This is a genomic window from Bacillus sp. WC2503, assembly GCF_052682895.1.
Window position 1 is genome coordinate 101,797 of the sequence record NZ_JBQYMD010000001.1, and the last position, 18,417, is coordinate 120,213.

Sequence of the window (18,417 nt, forward strand, 5' to 3'; positions counted from 1 at the left end):
ATGTTAAACATTGGACCATTGTCATTTCAGTCTAGACTTTTATTAGGAACAGGGAAATTCCCTGATTTTGACGTACAGCAAAAAGCAATTGACGCTTCTGAAGCTGAAATTTTAACGTTTGCAGTACGTCGTATGGATATATTTGATGCAAAGCAACTTAATTTATTAGAGAAGCTTGATGTGAAAAAATATACGTTATTACCAAATACAGCTGGAGCAAAAAATGCTGAAGAAGCTGTTCGTATTGCAAAATTAGCAAAAGCTTCAGGGCTTTGTGACATGATCAAAGTTGAAGTTATTGGTGATGATAGAACGTTGTTACCTGATCCAGTAGAAACGTTAAAGGCATCTGAAATGTTACTAGAAGAAGGGTTTATCGTACTTCCGTACACATCTGATGATGTTGTATTAGCACGTAAATTACAAGAACTAGGTGTGCATGCAATTATGCCAGGAGCATCACCAATCGGTTCAGGGCTTGGTATTGTAAATCCGTTAAATTTAAGCTTCATTATTGAACAAGCGACAGTACCGGTTATCGTTGATGCAGGTATTGGTAGCCCAGCTGATGCAGCGTTTGCGATGGAATTAGGAGCAGATGGTGTGTTATTAAATACGGCTGTATCAGGAGCAAAAGATCCTATTAAGATGGCATACGCAATGAAGTTAGGTATTGAGGCAGGTCGCATAGGCTTTGAAGCGGGGCGTATTGCACGTAAACGTTGTGCAACTGCAAGCAGTCCTTTAGAAGGAATGAGTGTAGTTGAATAATCGATATTCTCGCCAAGAACTATTTTCTCCAATTGGGGAAGAAGGACAGCAAAAGATAAGAGAAAAGCATGTGCTTATTATCGGCGCAGGCGCACTTGGTAGTGCAAATGCAGAAATGTTTGTAAGAGCTGGTGTTGGGAAGATAACAATTGTTGACCGTGATTATGTCGATTGGAGTAATTTACAAAGACAACAATTGTATGCAGAGAGCGACGTGAAAAATAATCTTCCGAAGGCTATAGCGGCTAAAAAGCGTTTAGAAGAGATTAATAGTGATGTAACAATAGAGGCCCTCGTTCAAGATGTAACAGCTGAGGAGCTAGAAGAACTTGTTACAAACGTTGATGTAATGATTGATGCGACTGATAATTTTGAAACACGTTTTATTGTGAATGATATAGCACAAAAATATTCTATTCCATGGATTTATGGTGCATGTGTAGGCAGTTACGGTCTTTCTTACACAATTCTTCCTAGTAAAACACCATGTTTATCATGTTTATTACAATCGATTCCGCTTGGCGGGGCGACATGTGATACAGCGGGTATTATATCACCTGCTGTATCTCTTGTCGTTTCTCATCAAGTAACAGAAGCTCTTAAACTGTTAGTAGAAGATTATAAATCACTTCGAGATGGACTTGTATCGTTTGATATGTGGAAGAATGAGTATTCATGTATGAATGTGCAAAAACTTCGCAAACATAATTGTCCTTCGTGCGGAGAGAATGCATTATATCCGTATTTAAATAAAGAGAATACATCGAAAACAGCAGTTTTATGCGGGAGAAATACAGTTCAAATTAGACCACCTCATAAAGAAGAAATGGATTTTGAACAATATAAACAGCTACTAGAAGGCCGTGTGAATGATTTAAATGTAAATCCATATTTACTATCTTTCTCTGTTGAAGAAAAGAGGTTAGTTGCCTTCAAAGATGGCCGTGTACTTGTACATGGAACGAAAGATATAAGCGAAGCAAAGACGATTTATCATCGCTATTTTGGATAGAAAAGGATGAGTGAGATGGAAGTGAATAAAGCTTTAACAATTGCAGGATCTGATAGCGGCGGTGGTGCTGGTATTCAAGCGGATTTAAAAACATTCCAAGAGCTTGGTGTGTATGGGATGACGGCAATTACGGCAATTACTGCTCAAAATACGCTTGGCGTTCAAGGGGTATATCCTGTTCCATTAGAAGGTATTACGGAACAGCTGAATTCAATTGGTACGGATTTAACACCAGATGCAGTGAAACTAGGAATGTTATTTAGTAGTGAAATTATTCAAATTGTGGCAGAACAGATTAAGAAATTTGGTTGGAATAATATTGTGCTAGATCCTGTTATGATTGCAAAGGGCGGAGCATCATTATTACAGCAAGAAGCAGTTCAAGCATTAAAGGAATATTTATTACCAGTAGCAACAGTTATTACACCGAATGTTCCAGAAGCTGAAGTGTTAACTGGGATGGAGATTCATAATATAGAAGATAGTAAGAAAGCTGCGAAAGTATTGCACGAATTAGGTGCTAAATATGTGCTTATGAAGGGCGGACATGCGGAATATCAAGGTAATGAAGTAATTGATTTACTCTTTGATGGAGAAGAGTTTATTGAATTTAGAAGTGAACGAATTCCTTCGAAACAAACGCACGGAAGTGGCTGTACATTTGCTTCAGCAGTTACAGCTGGACTTGCGAAAGGATACTCAATGGACGAAGCAGTTCAAGAGGCAAAACGATTTATTAGTATAGCAATTGAAGAGCCATTGAATATTGGTAGTGGTCATGGACCAACGAATCATTTTGCGTATAAATTGAATAAAGCATAAGCATGAAGAATGAAAAGGCCAGTTTTACAACTGGCTTTTTTTGTTTACTTTTTCAAAATACAAGAGTAATATATCAGCCAGAATACATTTTTTGTAATACGCTGAGTCCAAATATATGGAGCGGAGGAACCAATTTTGTGCATCGTCACTTGGGGTGAATCTTTCAGTTTTGAAAGTAGGGCTACTCTCAAAGCCCGAATCCGACAGCTAACTTCGTAAGCGTTTTGAGAGAGGACGGTGCCATGATGGATACATCACTTCATCGATCCGATTAGTATAGGGGAATATCAATCTACGTTTGAATTCTTTTATGCTAAGGAGGATGAGGTACATGGAACTAACACTTATTTGTGTTGGAGAAAAAAACAAGGTAAAGAGTTTAAGAGAGCTAGTAGCATTTCAGCATGAGTTAATTATTTTTACAGCCAATGAAGAGATAGCGGCTGAAGTTAGAGATTATGGGTTTGAATCAGCTTATAGCTGTAATAAGGAGAAAGATTTTACTAGTATGTGCACACGAATTAAGAAGGTGATTTTACTAGGGGATGAGCTTCCAACAGTTAGTTTCTTCACAGAACACATTCGTTTTTCTTTTCAAGCGCCTATTACTGTTGTTACAAGGAATAAACGATATCCAGCGCGGCTCTATGAAACAATTGGAGCTAAATTTGTCGTGTTTACGAACTGTGATAATATTTCGTTTTTATTTTTTGAATAGGGCGGGGGAAGAAATGATGAAGGTACTACTATTTGGAGATATAGCAAATCGTTGGGCGGTATCGATCGAGAGGGTTCAAGAATTGGCACAGATTGATCCTATTTTTCCAGGGCCATATATTTTATTACCATCAAAAGATGCTTTGTATTTAGAGGCGGATATTATTGAATATGAGCAGTTACATGCAGAATTATCACAAGTTTATATCCGTGGGAGAAATTTACGTGCTTTTTTATGTGGTAAATAAATTCTGAATGAAAACGAGAGCGAATGTTAAGTGTGCCTAAGTGGGGTGCTTATATACATTCGCTCTTTTTTTTATATATAAAAGGTCATTTCTATGAAAAAGAAAGAAAAGACAAGAAAACAGATGAAAGAATATTAATAATACGTAATGTAAGCGTTTAAATAGCGTAATATTTTCTTATTTTAAGTAATTTACCTCTTTACAAGTGAAATATAGAGGAGTATATTTACTCTCATAAATCATTTATCAAATTTCCAAAAAAAACCTAAAATCGCTGAGTTCCAGAAATGGAGCGGGGGAACCAATTTTGTGCATCGTCACTTGGGGTGAATCTTTCAGTTTTGAAAGTAGGGCTACTCTTTAGGCCCGAATCCGACAGCTAACCTCGTAAGCGTTTAGAGAGGAGGTTTACTTTTTGTTGTTCATTTTTTGAATACTGAGTAGAGCTCAGTGTTCTTTTTTAATATTTTAATGGTAAATTTTAACATTTAAAGTGAGGGATTGTTATGTTAGATGTTGTGATGATCGGAATTTTTGTTGTATTAGTAGCATCGATGGCAAGTCTTGCAAGTTGGTCAGATAAAGTTGTGAAAGAAGGGAAGCAATCATGATGATTGCCTTATCGGTTATTGTTGCAGCGATTACGGTGTACTTAGTATACGCATTATTAAATCCAGAAAAGTTTTAATTAGGGGGAATCATTCATTATGATTTGGGTTGCAGTCATTATTACAATGCTCTTGTTTATTTTAGTAGCAAAGCCAACGGGGATTTATTTAGAGAAAGCCTTTCAAGGTAGCAAAATGCTAGATAAAGTATTCGGGCCTTTTGAGAAACTTATTTTTAAAATTACAGGTGTAAAAGGATACAATCAAACGTGGAAACAGTATGCATTATCATTAGTTCTACTCAACGGATTTATGATTGTCGTTGTATATTTCATTTTTAGATTACAAGGTGTATTGCCATTAAATCCAGCGCATATTGAAGGGATGGAGCCTACGCTCGCTTTTAATACAGCGATTAGTTTTATGGCTGATACAAACTTACAACATTACAGCGGTGAAAATGGTTTATCTTATTTATCACAATTAATCGGGATTACATTTTTAATGTTTGCGGCACCAGCAACGACGTTAGCGATTGTTATGGCTTTTATAAGAGGACTTGCTGGAAAAGAACTTGGCAACTTTTTCGTTGATTTTACGAGGGCGTTAACGAGAGTGTTTCTTCCTATCGCATTTATTGCAGCGTTAGTCTTTGTCGCACTTGGTGTACCACAAACGTTAGATGGGGCGGTTACAGCACAAACGATTGATGGAGCAAAACAAAGTATTTTACGAGGGCCTGTTGCATCATTCGTTTCTATTAAGGAACTTGGGAATAACGGCGGTGGATTTTTCGGGGCAAACTCTACACATCCTTTTGAAAATCCAGGACAAATGAGTAATATTTTGCAAATGATGCTTATGATGTTATTACCAACAGCACTTCCATTTACGTACGGACGAATGGTAGGAAATAAAAAACAAGGGCGTATCCTTTTCGTTTCACTATTCATGGTGTTTTTACTAGGATTTATAACGATTACGACATCTGAACTAAACGGGAATCCGGCATTAAATGGAATGGGTATCGAACATGTACAAGGAAGTACAGAAGGGAAAGAAGTACGATTTGGAACAGTATTCTCTTCACTATACGCAACAGTAACGACAGCTGCTGAAACAGGGGCCGTTAATACGATGCATGATACGTTAACGCCAATTGGCGGTTTAGTTCCACTCGTAAATATGATGTTGAATACAGTATACGGCGGTGTTGGAGCGGGCTTTATTAATATTATTATGTATGCAATTATTGCAGTCTTTATATCTGGATTAATGGTCGGAAGAACACCAGAGTTTTTAGGTAAAAAGATTGAAGGTAAGGAAATGAAATTAATTGCAGTAACGATTCTATTTCATCCATTACTTATCTTAGGATTTTCTGCATTAGCTCTTTCAACAAGTTTAGGAACGGATGCGATTTCTCATTCCGGTTTTCACGGTTTAACGCAAGTTGTATATGAATACACATCGTCAGCTGCGAATAATGGATCTGGATTTGAAGGATTAGCAGATAATACACCGTTTTGGAATATTACGACTGGTTTAGTTATGTTTTTAGGACGCTATTTCAGTTTAATTACGATGCTAGCTGTAGCAGCTTCATTGAAAGAGAAGACGGTAGTACCAGAAACAGTCGGAACGTTCCGTACGGATAATGGTTTATTTGGAGGAATCTTTATTGGAACGATTGTAATTGTTGGTGCATTAACATTTTTCCCGATGTTAGTACTTGGCCCAATTGCAGAATTTCTTACATTGAAGTAATGGAGGGTAAATAATGAGACCGGTAGTAGTAAAAGAAAAACAATTGAACGATTCACAAATACATGCTGTAGAAGATGAAGTTAGACAAGCGAAAACGTTGGATCGTGATATCGTGACGCATGCGATGAAACAATCCTTTGCGAAATTGAATCCGAAAGTAATGATAAAGAATCCGATTATGTTCATTGTGGAAATTGGGTTTATCATTACGTTCATTTTATCTTTTCTCCCAAGCAGTTCTAGTAGTGTACCAGGATGGTTTAATATAACAGTTTCTCTCATTCTATTATTTACAGTTTTATTTGCTAACTTTGCAGAAGCGTTAGCTGAAGGCCGTGGTAAAGCGCAAGCCGATTCTTTAAAACAATCGAAGAAAGATGTGTTTGCAAATGTCGTAAAAGAAAATGGAGACATTGTTCAAGTTTCAGCAACTGATCTGAGAAAAGGTGACGTTGTTATCGTAAAACAAGGGGAAATGATTCCAAATGATGGTGAAGTAATAAAAGGGTTAGCGTCTGTCGATGAATCTGCAATAACAGGAGAATCAGCCCCTGTTATAAAGGAAGCGGGTGGCGATTTTTGTTCCGTAACAGGCGGAACGATGGTCGTAAGTGATGAGATTACAATTGTTATTACAAGTAATCCTGGAGAATCATTTATTGATAAAATGATTTCATTAGTAGAAGGGGCTGCTCGTCAAAAAACGCCGAATGAGATTGCTTTAAATACAGTATTAACGAGTTTAACGCTTATTTTCTTAATCGTTGTTGTGACGTTGCCAATTTTCACGAATTATTTAGGGTTTCAAATTGATACAGCTGTACTTGTAGCATTGTTAGTTTGTTTAATTCCAACGACAATTGGTGGGTTATTATCGGCAATTGGTATAGCTGGGATGGACCGGGTGACAAAATTTAACGTGTTAGCGATGTCAGGGAAAGCAGTAGAAGCTGCGGGCGATATTAATACAATTATTTTAGATAAAACAGGTACGATTACTTTCGGGAACCGAATGGCACATACACTGCTTCCAGTAGGAAATGAAACGATTGAGCAAGTTGGAAAGTGGGCTGCTATTAGTTCTGTTTTAGATGAAACACCAGAAGGCCGATCTGTTATAGAATATGTGCAAACGAAATCTATATCATATAATCGAGAACTTGCAGAACAAGGGGAGTTCGTTCCGTTTAAAGCAGAAACAAGAATGAGTGGTGTCGATTTACAGGACGGAACGAAAGTGAGAAAAGGTGCTGTAGGTAGCGTGATTGAATGGGTTCGATCACAAGGTGGAAAGATTCCAAAAGATGTGAATCAAAAAGCAGATTTCATTTCAAAAGAGGGTGGAACACCACTTGTAGTGGCAGTAGATGATCGTATTTACGGTTTAATTTATTTAAAGGATACGGTAAAACCTGGTATGCGTGAGCGTTTTGAACAATTACGTCAGATGGGGATTAAAACGGTTATGTGTACAGGGGATAACCCATTAACAGCAGCAACAATTGCAAAAGAAGCAGGTGTAGATGAATTCGTTGCCGAGTGTAAACCAGAAGATAAAATTGCAGTTATTAAAGCAGAGCAAGATAAAGGGAAGCTTGTAGCGATGACAGGTGATGGTACAAATGATGCGCCGGCGTTAGCGCAAGCCGACGTTGGATTAGCGATGAATAGTGGTACGACAGCAGCGAAAGAAGCGGCGAACATGATTGATCTAGACTCGAATCCAACGAAAATTATTGAGGTTGTAGGAATTGGTAAGCAATTGTTAATGACGCGCGGGGCGTTAACAACGTTTAGTATTGCGAATGATATAGCAAAATATTTTGCAATTATTCCAGCGATGTTCACACTTGCGATTCCGCAAATGGAAGCATTGAACATTATGAAATTAACGTCACCACTGTCAGCAATTTTATCAGCATTAATATTTAACGCTGTTATTATTCCATTACTTATTCCATTAGCGATGAAAGGAATCGCATATAAACCGATGAGCTCTAATGCATTGCTTAGCAGAAACTTACTCATTTACGGGCTTGGCGGGGTTATCGTTCCGTTCATTGGAATTAAGGTAATTGATATGATTGTCGGCTTGTTCATATAAGGAAGAGGGGAAAAAGATGGCGAAGAAACAAAGTATACTATCACCAATTATTCGTATTACTTTTACATTTTTAGTTTTGTGCGGCCTCGTATACCCGCTTATTGTAACTGGTATTGCACAAGCGGTAATGAAGGATAATGCGGATGGAAGTCTTATATATAATGATAAGGATGAAATAGTTGGTTCGAAGTTAATCGGTCAAAATTTCACAGATCCACGTTATTTTCATGGACGTGTCTCTAGTATAGAATATAAAGCAGAAGCATCTGGTTCAAATAACTATGCACCGTCTAATCCAGATTTAGAGAAACGAGTAGAGAAAAGTATGGAAGACTGGAAGAAACAAAATCCAACCGTTCCAGTTACAGAAGTACCGATAGACTTAGTGACGAATTCAGGTTCAGGGCTTGATCCTGACATTAGTCCAAAGGCAGTGTCTGTGCAGGTAGATCGCATCTCTAAATTAACGAATATTCCGAAAGAAAAGTTAAATCAATTGATTAAGGAACAAACAGAAGGTGCTGCCCTCGGTTTATTTGGAGAAGATCGCGTAAACGTCTTAAAGTTAAACTTAGAATTACAGAAATTAATGAAATAGTAACAGTACTACCTCAATCTAACGGATTGAGGTAGTGTTGTTTCGCAAGAAGGGTTGTGAGTGTTTTGTATGCGGATGATTATAAACCGACGTTTCAAAGGCGAACGCCAGAGGAATATTTAGAATACATTCGTCAACAAAATCGTGGAAAATTAAAGCTATACGTAGGGGCTGCCCCAGGCGTAGGGAAAAGTTATAAAATGCTTTTTGATGCACGAGAGATGAAAAAAGACGGCATTGATATTGTAATTGGTTTAATTGAAACACATGGTAGAAAAGAGACGGAAGAAGCAATTGCTGATTTAGAAAAAGTTCCTTTAAAAGAAATAGAGTATAAAGGAAAAGTATTTTATGAACTTGATGTAGAAGGAATTATAAAGCGTGGCCCGCAAGTAGTTGTAGTGGATGAACTTGCACATAGTAACATTCCTGGGTCTAAAAATAAGAAGCGTTACATGGATGTGCAAGAATTGTTAGATGCCGGTATATCTGTATTATCTGCGTTTAATATTCAACATTTAGAAAGCGTTCATGACATTGTAGCTCAAATTACGAATGTAAAAGTACGGGAACGTATTCCAGATTTTATTTTACAAAAAGCAAATGAAATTCAGCTCGTTGATGCAACGCCTGAGGTATTAAGGAAGAGATTAATAGATGGAAAGATATATAAGGAAGAAAAAATTCAGCAGAGCTTACAAAATTTCTTTACGCTTAATAATCTAGGGGCACTTAGGGAATTATCACTTCGAGAAGTTGCTGATGATATGGACGAGAAAATTAGCCAAACAGTAATAGAACCAATTGGCGTAAAAGAAAAAATTCTCGTTTGTGTACAATACAGTTCAACAGCGGAGAAATTAATAAGACGGGGATGGCGCATGGCTGATCGGTTAAATGCTGAATTGTACGTATTAAACGTTGAGAGGGAAAATATAGATTCTATTTCAGCTGGAAAAAAGCAGACGATTGAAGAGTGGAAATCGTTAACCAATCAATTTGATGCGAGTTTTGTATTAGAAGAAGCAAAAGGAAGAAAACCAGCTGATGTTATTATCGAAGTTGCCCAGAGACTACAAGTAACACAAGTTTTACTCGGACAATCTGCAAGAACAAGGTGGGAAGAAATACGAAAAGGTTCTATTGTAAATGAAATTATGAGACAAACAAAGTATATTGATATTCATATTGTTGCGGATCAAAGAGCTTAAATAGAGCCCACCTTTCGGGGGCTCTATTTTGCCTTTTGTGCGGTAGAGAAACGTAACATTTTTATTGCGTATAAAACTATAAGTAGAAATGTAACTGCTCCTATAAAGAAAATCCAAAAGTAATTTTGATTAAATAAAAGAAACCCACCTACAATAGGTCCTGTACCCATGCCAAAATAGCGAATGAAGTTGTACATACCGATAGCTGTTGCGCGTTCTTGTACGAATTCTTCCGTTAATAAAGTAGTGTGAGTTGGCATAGAAAGTCCCATGCTAAAACCGTATAAAGAGGTAACGATAATGAAGGTTGGGATATTGTTGCTATATGCTAAAGAGAATAAAGTGATACATATAATATTGAAGAAACTAGTGATGAATAAAGCTTGCTTTGTTGTGAACTGTTTTTGCAAAAATTTGTAGCAATAACTTCCTAACATAATAGAAAGGGACATTGGTACAAACATAAGACCAATTTCACTTGCGTGTAGATGATATATATTTGTTAATATGCTAGGCAAAAAAACCAGGAAACAGAAATACATACAAAATTGAATAAAGCCAATAAGTGTAATAGAAAATCCAGTTTTATTTTTTAAGATAAGCCAGTAATTCTTTTTTACTTTAGGTTGTTTAATTACATTTGGTTTTGTTTCTGGAAGTAGTGAAATGTTTATAATTAATAATATGATGCCAATTGTAGATAAAAACAGAAATACAGATAAGTGGCCGTGTATACTGCCGAGATAACCACCTATAAGAGGGCCGATCGCAGGTGCGAGAGCAAGTAACATTTGATAAAGGCTCATCGCTTCTCCGCGTTCTTTTCCTTCAAATAAATCACCGATAATCGTTGCTGCAACTACAGGTATAGCCGCTATTCCTATAGCTTGAACAGCTCTAAAAAATAGAAATAAGTAAATGTTTGGTGAGAAAGCACAACCAATTGAGCCGATTGTACTAATAATTAAACTAGGGATAAGGACAGATTTTCTTCCTTTTGTATCAATTAAAGGTCCGTATATGAGCTGCATAATCGCAAGAATGAATGTGAAAAGTGAAACGGTTAAACTTACAAGATAAAGAGAAGTATGAAACGAATTTTGAATCATCGGTAAGATCGGTGTGTAAATATTTTGAGCGAAGGAACTGAGTAAGGCACTCATACAGACAACATATAAAATGAAATTCAGTTTGGTTTTTTCCATAATGCTAACCTCCTTATTTTTAGTTTCCTAGGAAACTAAATTTATTTTAACATGATTTTCTCACTTGTAAAGATGGAGAAATGATTTTAAAATGGTATATAGTTAAATTGTTTCTTTGGAAACTTAGGAGGCGAATGGATTGGAACGTACAGCGAAACAAATGGAAATAATTTCGGATATTCGTACACTTTTTCATAAAAAAGAAGAGCATTTGAAAGAAAATAATGAGAAGTTTCTTCGTGAAACAGGTGTAAGTGGTATGTCTTTATCTGAGTTACATGTTATCGAGTGTATCGGACAAAATGGTCTCATGAATGTAACGGCTATTACGACAGAAATGGGAATGACGAAGGGCGCGATCTCTAAAATTTGTACAAAGTTATTTCAAAAGCAGTTCGTTGAGAAGATGCAAATGTTAGATAATCAAAAAGAAATTTTCTTCCGCTTAACGGAAAGAGGAAATGAAATATATAAAGCTCATGAAAAGTTGCATAAACAAGCGGAAGAAAAGTGGCTGTTACTTTTAGATGGATATACGAAAGAAGAGCAAGATTTTATTCAAAGGTTTATAAAGGATGTCTCTGATCATTTGGAAATATAATTGGAAGAAAAAATACTTTTTTCTCAAGCCTTTTGAATATAATTTCTGAAAGAACTCATATATAATAGAAAAAGATACTTAACATAGTGAATAATTAAAGAGTCAATATATATAGAGGAGAGAGTAACATGCTTGAAAATACGGGGTTAGTATTAGAAGGCGGCGGTATGCGTGGTGTATATACGGGCGGGATATTAGAATATTTTATGGAACAAGATTTATATTTTCCATATGTGATTGGTGTCTCGGCTGGTGCTTGTCATGCAGCGTCGTATCTTTCCAGACAAAGAAATAGAAATAAAACAGTCAATATTGATTATGCATCACATCCACAATATTTATCGTATAAAAATTTGTGGAAAAAACGTCAACTATTCGATATGGATTTCATTTTTCATGAAATTCCAGAAAAGCATGTGCCGTTTGATTTTGAAACATACTTCAATAGTCCAGAGCGTTTCCTTGTAGGGACAACAGATTGTGAAACAGGGCAATCTGTTTATTTTGAAAAAGAAGGAACGAATGATGATGCGCTAAATTTATTACAAGCGTCTAGTTCATTGCCTTTCATTGCACCGGTAGTAAATTACCGCGGTAAGCAATTGTTAGATGGCGGGATTTCTGATCCGATTCCAGTTCGTAAAGCGCAAGAAGACGGATTTAAAAAATCAGTCGTTATTTTAACGAGAAATCATGGTTACGCAAAGAAAAAATCAAAGTTTGGATGGGTTGCAGCGAAAGCTTATAAAAAATATCCGAACCTTGTTAACACGATGCTGAATCGTTATGAAGTGTATAATGAAACACTTCACTACATTGAAAAAGAAGAACAAGCTGGGAATTTATTTGTTATTCGCCCAGAAGTGCCGCTTCAAGTAGATCGTATGGAAAAAGATACAGCAAAATTACAAAGTTTATATGAGCAAGGCTATGAGGATGCAAAGAGACAATTTGCAGATTTACAGGCGTTTTTGCAAAAATAAATATTAGGCTGCGGAGAAGAATTTCTCTGCAGTCTTTTTTATTAGTGGTTTCAATACCGAATGTTGGTTATACAAATTTTCGGAATATGGTATAATATGGATAAAGGTATGTGGAGAGGTGATACATATGGAAAATGTATATAAAGGACTTAGACATACTGGATTTACTATGTTGCTTATTTTTGGTGGTGTATTTTTATTTCGTTTACTCATGCATGATGAAATGTTATTAGATCAGCTTATTGGTTTTAGTATAGGAATGGTAATGATTATTTCATCAGTGTTCATTCAAAAGTATAGTAAAGAATTACAGGTAAATGAGAAATATTAAAGGTTTCTAACCTCTTTTAAGTAGTTTGGTCGTAGAGGAGGTTTTCATTTCTTCTATTATTTATGTATTTAATAATGGAATGGGAGAGCTGATGATAGCAATTTTCTTAGGTGTTATAGCAATAGCGAACGGTCTTCTGCTCCTTGCGTTGAAAGTAGTTCGTGTGATTGTTGCAAAAGGAAAGTAGCGCATCGAATTCGATGCGCTACTTTTTATCCCGCTATTTGCCCGTAAAAGCCTTCACTTTATTTACGGTTCTTTTTAATAAATGAAAAGGCTAAAGCAGCAATTAAAATACTGCCTTTAATGATATCTTGTGCATAATAAGGAACGTTCATCATTGTAAGGCCGTTTAATATGATCCCGATTAATACGGAACCAAGAAATGTTCCGATGACATTTGGTTTCTTAGCACCGAACATTGCATAACCGATATAGGCAGCGGCAACTGCATCCATTAATAATGGGGCGCCAGCTGAAACTTGTCCTGTGCCAACGCGGCTACATAGAATAATTCCGCCAATAGAGGCAAGTAAACCGCTAATCATATAGGCATATACACGGTAACGATCAGTAGGAATACCAGCTAGTCTAGCAGCTTCTCGATTCCCACCTGTCATATAAAAGAAACGACCGTACGTTGTTTTTTCTAAAAATACATATGCAATCAAAACGACAATAAGCATGATAATGACAGGGACTGGAATTCCTAAGACAGAACCTTGACCGATAAATAAAAAGGATGGAATAAAATGTCCTTTGGCACCAGACATTCCTTCATAAATAGAAGATCCTTTTGAAAATGTTAAGTGTAGTCCATTCACGATATACATAATACTTAATGTAGCTAGTAAATCTGGTAGTTTAATTCGGATAACGAGTAGTGCATTTAATAATCCAACTAATAGTCCACAAAGAATAGGAACAAGGAGTGTGACTAATAGTTCTTGTCGATATAAAACGAGACAGGAAGCAGCTGCAATGGTTGCTAAACTAGCGGTAGAGCCGACTGATAAATCAAACCCATCTACAATTAATGTAAAGGTAACACCAATTGCAAGTAACGTTACGATAGAAATGGAGCGTAAAATATCACTAATATTGTTGTACGTTAAAAAAGAATCGTTGACGATAGAGAAGAAAATTGTAACACCTATAATGATAGCAATCGTACTAAATTGATAAAAAAGATGAGTAGGTAAATATAGTTTCTTAGTTTTTGTTTTATGAACGAGATTCAATGGAATAACTCCCTTCAGATAAATGTAAAAGCTGTTCAGGAGATAGTTCGTTTGGTAAGTATTCACCTACAAATTCTCCGTTTGCCAGTATAAGAATGCGATCAGCGATATGTAGTGCTTCATCTTGTTCTCCTGTGAAGTAAATTACGGAACTCCCGTTTTCAGTAATGTTACGAATGAATTGAAAAATGTCTTGTTTTGCAGCTATGTCTACACCTTTAGTTGGCTCGTCTAAAAGAAAGAGATTCGGTTTGAATCCATGCCACTTTGCAATCGAGACTTTTTGTTGATTTCCACCGCTAAGTGAATGAATAAAGGCTTTTGGGTCATTCGGTGAAATGCTGAAAGAAGAAATTGCCGCAGTAGCATTATTTAATTCGGTTTGTTTTCGTCTCCAACCTGATTGGTGTAAATTCGTGTGGCTTATAATATCTTCCGAAAGAAATACGCCTTGTTTTCTTCTTTCTTCTGGTACAAGTGCGATTTTCGCTTTAATCGCATCTCGCGGTGTTTTAATCGTTATATTTTGACCGTTTATTTCTGCGTGATAAGTATGATGAGCACCAAATAACGTTTCAGCAAGTGTTGTTTTGCCACTGCCAATTAATCCGTATATCACAACAGTTTCACCTTTCCGTACGGTGAGAGAAAGGGGAGAATGGTTTTTGTGTAATGGAAGTTCTTGTACTTTAAAGAATTCTTCGTTCCCTCGTTTTGGTGCTGCATTAATAGGAAGTGTAAGTTGTTTTCCAGTCATCGATTCTACAATTTGTTGATCTGTAACCTTTGTAATCGCATCAAAAAGTGCGACTTTACCATTATGTAATACAGTTACATCATCCGCGAAATTTCGAATCTCTGATAAACGATGAGAAATTAAGATGATGCCAATTCCTTTTGATGTTAAATCTTTTAATAGTTGCCCGAAGGTTTCAATTTCTTTCGGTCCAAGAGAAGAAGTAGGCTCATCTAATAAAAGATAATTTGTATTGTTGGATAAAGCTCTTGCGATAAGAAGTAATTGTTTTTCATGTAATGAGCAGTTTGAAACATCTTCAAAAATATTTAAATCAGCCTGTACAGTTTGCAAATGTTGTTTAGCGAGTGCGACTAATTTTGACTTTGAAAATAGTACTTTATTTTGCATTGCTAAATGATCGATAAGTACATTTTCTAATACAGATAATCCCGGAATAAGTCCGTGGTCTACTTCTTGTGTTACGAAAGAAATACCGTGCTTTTTTGCATCGCGTGGCGAAGGAAAGGAAACAGACTGATTATCAATTTTTATATCGCCAGCAACTGGTTGAATTTCACCAGTTGCTATTTTCAGTAGAGTACTTTTCCCAGCACCGTTCATTCCTAGTAGGGCATGAACTTTTCCTTTTTGAATATGGATAGAAACATCTTCTAGAACAGGTGTAGCGGCATGATAAGAATGTGTAATGTTTTGAAGAGAGAATGTCATCATTTTTTCTCCTTCTCTAATTTTTTCATCCAAGGAGAATACGCATCTTTCGAGTCTCCCCAACCGTTTATATGTTTTGATAATTGATCCATTGTTATATTTTCTTTTGGTAAACTATTTTTCTTTACTAAATAAGGTTCTAGTGAATAAATATCTGGCGTTTGTTCACCGGCAATTTTTTTGTATAAGAATCGTACTTGAACTTTCCCTACTTCAGCTGGATCCGTTGCAGCCGTAGCAGACCAAGGTGAGTTTTCTTTTTGCATAAGTTGTAAATCTTCATTACTTAAGTCAATGCTGTATACTTTTATATCTGTACGACCAGCTTGTTCAAGTGCTTTAACAGCTCCTTTAGCAAACTCATCCCACGAAGCGAAAATGGCTTGTAAATCTCCTTCTTTCGGATATTTTTTTAGTAAAGCTTCTACTTGTGTTTGTGTATCAAGTGGTGTGTTATTACTAGCAGTACCGAATCGCGCAACTTCTTTTATATTTGGATACCGTTTATAAAAAGCATCAATGATAACGTTACGACGTTCCATTGGAGCAAATCCGCCAACCCATACGACTGCGATATTTCCTTGTCCATTCAAATCTTCTGCTAACGTTTTTAATGATTTCCATGCAAGACTATAGTCATCTTGATCAATAATCGTTACACCTGGTAAGCGTAGATCGTTATCAAACGCGACTACGGGAATGTTCGCCTGTAACGCTTTTTCTACCCCAGGTTTTAATGCTTCAGATCGGCCATGATCAATTAAAATACCATCCACTTTTGAATTAATAGCAGTATCTAAATTTGCAGCCATTTTTGCTAAATCGTTATCAGAATTGTAGACTTGTACACTACCGCCAAATAGCTCGACTTGTTTTTTGACGCCCTCAATATATTGAGAGGAAAAAGTTCCGATAGACATTTGCATAATTAATGCGATTTTTAATGGCTTTTTTATTTGCTTTGGAATTTCTGTTTGTAAATGATTTTCAACTGTTGTAGTTACTTTTTTCACCGTTTGTTGCTTTTGTGAAGAGATAGCATCTTGTTCATTTGTACAAGCCGTCAATGTAAGTAATAGAAAAATAAGTACGATGGAACACAATTTTTTCATAAAAAAATCCCTCCTAAACTAAGAAGAGAGGGGAGGGAGTGAAAATAAAAAACGCCTTTTCATATAGAAAAGACGTCTTATCATATTACTCTTATCTTTCAACACAACGTGTTGTAAGAATTAGCACCGTGCCCATAAATGGGTCGGTTGCCGGGCTTCGTAGGGCTCATCCCTCCACCTGCTCTTGATAAGACATCGAATATTTAACTATTTTGAATTATTCCATGATTCTGTACAGTTGTCAAATGTTTTTTGAAAATAAAAAATCCCTCAGAAAGAGGGATTTTAATGTGGTAAGAATATCAATTGATAAGCGAACAAGATTCCGAATACATACACAAGTGGGTGAACAGAACGGAATTTACCTTTTGCCACTTTCATAAGTGGGTATGAAATAAATCCAAGTGCGATACCTGTTGCGATACTTGATGTAAGTGGCATGCTTAAGATTACTAAGAATGCTGGGAATGCTTCATCAAATGAATCCCAATCGATGTGGCGAACTGAACCCATCATAAGACTACCAACGATAATTAGTGATGGTGCAGTAATAGCTGATACACCAGATACAGCGCTCACTAATGGTCCAAAGAAAGCTGCTAATGCGAATAGAACAGCTACTGTAACTGTTGTTAAACCAGTACGGCCACCAGCTGCAACACCAGCAGAAGATTCAATGTAAGCTGTTGATGGTGTTGTTCCGAACATAGAACCGATTGTTGCTGAGAATGAGTCAGATAGAAGAGCTCGTCCTGCTTTTGGAAGCTTTCCGTCTTTCATAAATCCACCTTGTTGCGCAACGCCAAGTAGTGTACCTGTTGTATCGAATAGTGTAACAAGGAAGAATGAGAATACAACGCCGTATAATCCGTAGTTAATTACATCAGATACAGCAGTAATTGGATTTGATACGATAATTCCTTCTGGTAATCCAGGCATTGATGTAACACCGTTTGAGAACGTTAATTGTCCTGTGAAGAAAGCGATAAGACCAGTTAATAGCATGCCGATAAATAGCGCACCATTTACATTTAAAGACATAAGGACAATTGTAATTCCAAGTCCAGCTAATGCTAGTAGAACTGGAGCAGAGTGAAGATCACCAAGTCCAACTAAGTTTGCATCGTTTTTTGTAACGATACCTGTTAAACGTAAACCGATAAAGGCGATAAATAGTCCGATACCAGCAGTAATTGCGTGTTTTAAGTTTTCAGGAATGGCTTCCATTAATTTTGTACGGAAAGATGTGAATGATAACAAAATTAAAATCATACCTGCTACGAATACAGCAGAGAATGCAATTGCGAAAGTCATGCCTTCATGAGCTTTTACAACAGAGTAAGAGAAGTAAGCATTTAATCCCATACCTGGTGCAATTGCGATTGGTAAGTTTGTAAAGATCGCCATAAATAATGTTCCGACAACAGCAGCGATAATTGTTGCTGTAAATGCTTGTTCAAATGGAACACCTGCATCCCCAAGGATGACAGGGTTTACGACAATGATATATGCCATTGTTAAGAAGGTAATAATACCTGCCATAATTTCAGTTTTAATAGAAGTTTTATGTTTTGAAAGGTTAAACATATAAACATCCTTTCTGTTTACGAATAATTTT

At 36.5% G+C, this 18,417-nt stretch carries 20 protein-coding genes and 3 riboswitches; of the genes, 15 read left to right on the forward strand and 5 right to left on the reverse strand.

The annotated features are described in order from the left end of the window. The 11 genes from thiG (at position 1) to kdpDN (ending at position 9,858) form a co-directional block, all read left to right on the forward strand. Positions 1-771: a thiazole synthase gene (thiG, locus tag ACUN26_RS00575; protein ID WP_000932006.1), complete on the forward strand. Its 771-nt coding sequence runs from the start codon at positions 1-3 to the stop codon at positions 769-771. Next, positions 764-1,783, forward strand: coding sequence for a thiazole biosynthesis adenylyltransferase ThiF (gene thiF / locus ACUN26_RS00580; RefSeq protein ID WP_001065429.1), 1,020 nt, complete (start codon positions 764-766; stop codon positions 1,781-1,783). The genes thiG and thiF overlap by 8 nt, the downstream gene beginning before the upstream one ends. A 15-nt stretch (positions 1,784-1,798) precedes the next feature. Next, complete coding sequence (thiD, locus tag ACUN26_RS00585) at positions 1,799-2,605, forward strand: bifunctional hydroxymethylpyrimidine kinase/phosphomethylpyrimidine kinase (protein WP_000453550.1); 807 nt, start codon at positions 1,799-1,801, stop codon at positions 2,603-2,605. An 89-nt stretch (positions 2,606-2,694) separates the two neighbouring features. Then, positions 2,695-2,843, forward strand: a riboswitch (cyclic di-AMP (ydaO/yuaA leader). A 93-nt stretch (positions 2,844-2,936) separates the two neighbouring features. After that, positions 2,937-3,323 carry a hypothetical protein gene (locus ACUN26_RS00590; RefSeq protein ID WP_000424095.1) on the forward strand — a complete coding sequence of 129 codons (387 nt, stop codon included), beginning with the start codon at positions 2,937-2,939 and terminating at the stop codon, positions 3,321-3,323. 13 nt (positions 3,324-3,336) lie between these two features. Then, complete coding sequence (locus ACUN26_RS00595) at positions 3,337-3,570, forward strand: hypothetical protein (protein ID WP_002038038.1); 234 nt, start codon at positions 3,337-3,339, stop codon at positions 3,568-3,570. Between the two features lie 262 nt (positions 3,571-3,832). After that, positions 3,833-3,978: riboswitch (cyclic di-AMP (ydaO/yuaA leader) on the forward strand. A 98-nt stretch (positions 3,979-4,076) separates the two neighbouring features. Next, a complete protein-coding gene (locus ACUN26_RS00600) occupies positions 4,077-4,181 on the forward strand; it encodes a SipW-dependent-type signal peptide-containing protein (RefSeq protein ID WP_000887889.1) in 105 nt (34 codons plus the stop codon). Further along, entirely contained in the window at positions 4,178-4,258 is an 81-nt protein-coding gene (gene kdpF, locus ACUN26_RS00605) for a K(+)-transporting ATPase subunit F (protein WP_000972378.1), read from the forward strand. Before ACUN26_RS00600 ends, kdpF begins: the two co-directional genes overlap by 4 nt. 19 nt (positions 4,259-4,277) lie before the next feature. Continuing rightward, positions 4,278-5,945, forward strand: a complete 1,668-nt coding sequence (kdpA, locus tag ACUN26_RS00610; protein ID WP_000638325.1) for a potassium-transporting ATPase subunit KdpA — start codon at positions 4,278-4,280, stop codon at positions 5,943-5,945. 13 nt (positions 5,946-5,958) lie between these two features. Continuing rightward, positions 5,959-8,049 (forward strand): potassium-transporting ATPase subunit KdpB, encoded by a 2,091-nt coding sequence (gene kdpB, locus ACUN26_RS00615; RefSeq protein ID WP_001247984.1) that lies wholly within the window; start codon positions 5,959-5,961, stop codon positions 8,047-8,049. A gap of 16 nt (positions 8,050-8,065) precedes the next feature. After that, positions 8,066-8,647, forward strand: coding sequence for a K(+)-transporting ATPase subunit C (gene kdpC, locus ACUN26_RS00620; protein ID WP_001085548.1), 582 nt, complete (start codon positions 8,066-8,068; stop codon positions 8,645-8,647). Between the two features lie 56 nt (positions 8,648-8,703). Further along, positions 8,704-9,858: a KdpD-like non-kinase potassium sensor gene (kdpDN, locus tag ACUN26_RS00625; RefSeq protein WP_002038036.1), complete on the forward strand. Its 1,155-nt coding sequence runs from the start codon at positions 8,704-8,706 to the stop codon at positions 9,856-9,858. A gap of 23 nt (positions 9,859-9,881) precedes the next feature. Here kdpDN and ACUN26_RS00630 read toward each other — a convergent pair whose 3' ends face one another. Continuing rightward, complete coding sequence (locus ACUN26_RS00630) at positions 9,882-11,063, reverse strand: MFS transporter (RefSeq protein ID WP_000415972.1); 1,182 nt, start codon at positions 11,061-11,063, stop codon at positions 9,882-9,884. Positions 11,064-11,202: 139 nt separating this feature from the next. On the opposite strand from ACUN26_RS00630, the gene ACUN26_RS00635 reads away from it, so the two are divergent. The 4 genes from ACUN26_RS00635 to ACUN26_RS00650 all read left to right on the forward strand — a co-directional run bounded on the left by ACUN26_RS00635 (position 11,203) and on the right by ACUN26_RS00650 (position 13,165). Continuing rightward, positions 11,203-11,664, forward strand: a complete 462-nt coding sequence (locus ACUN26_RS00635; RefSeq protein WP_000442447.1) for a MarR family transcriptional regulator — start codon at positions 11,203-11,205, stop codon at positions 11,662-11,664. Positions 11,665-11,792: 128 nt separating this feature from the next. Next, on the forward strand, positions 11,793-12,647 hold the full coding sequence (locus ACUN26_RS00640; protein ID WP_000892699.1) for a patatin-like phospholipase family protein: 855 nt from the start codon (positions 11,793-11,795) through the stop codon (positions 12,645-12,647). 127 nt (positions 12,648-12,774) lie between these two features. Continuing rightward, positions 12,775-12,978, forward strand: a complete 204-nt coding sequence (locus tag ACUN26_RS00645; protein ID WP_000432816.1) for a hypothetical protein — start codon at positions 12,775-12,777, stop codon at positions 12,976-12,978. A gap of 25 nt (positions 12,979-13,003) precedes the next feature. Further along, complete coding sequence (locus tag ACUN26_RS00650) at positions 13,004-13,165, forward strand: hypothetical protein (RefSeq protein ID WP_002038033.1); 162 nt, start codon at positions 13,004-13,006, stop codon at positions 13,163-13,165. 58 nt (positions 13,166-13,223) lie between these two features. Here the strand turns inward: ACUN26_RS00650 and ACUN26_RS00655 are convergent, their stop codons facing one another. From ACUN26_RS00655 to ACUN26_RS00670, 4 genes are all read right to left on the reverse strand, one after another. Then, a complete protein-coding gene (locus ACUN26_RS00655) occupies positions 13,224-14,219 on the reverse strand; it encodes an ABC transporter permease (protein ID WP_001054979.1) in 996 nt (331 codons plus the stop codon). Further along, positions 14,203-15,690, reverse strand: a complete 1,488-nt coding sequence (locus ACUN26_RS00660; RefSeq protein ID WP_002093833.1) for a sugar ABC transporter ATP-binding protein — start codon at positions 15,688-15,690, stop codon at positions 14,203-14,205. The genes ACUN26_RS00655 and ACUN26_RS00660 overlap by 17 nt, the downstream gene beginning before the upstream one ends. Further along, positions 15,687-16,799, reverse strand: a complete 1,113-nt coding sequence (locus ACUN26_RS00665) for a sugar ABC transporter substrate-binding protein (protein WP_000732072.1) — start codon at positions 16,797-16,799, stop codon at positions 15,687-15,689. Before ACUN26_RS00665 ends, ACUN26_RS00660 begins: the two co-directional genes overlap by 4 nt. Before the next feature lie 88 nt (positions 16,800-16,887). Continuing rightward, a riboswitch (SAM riboswitch) is annotated at positions 16,888-16,993 on the reverse strand. A gap of 91 nt (positions 16,994-17,084) precedes the next feature. After that, positions 17,085-18,386, reverse strand: coding sequence for an NCS2 family permease (locus ACUN26_RS00670; protein WP_000482720.1), 1,302 nt, complete (start codon positions 18,384-18,386; stop codon positions 17,085-17,087). Between the last annotated feature and the right edge of the window lie 31 nt (positions 18,387-18,417).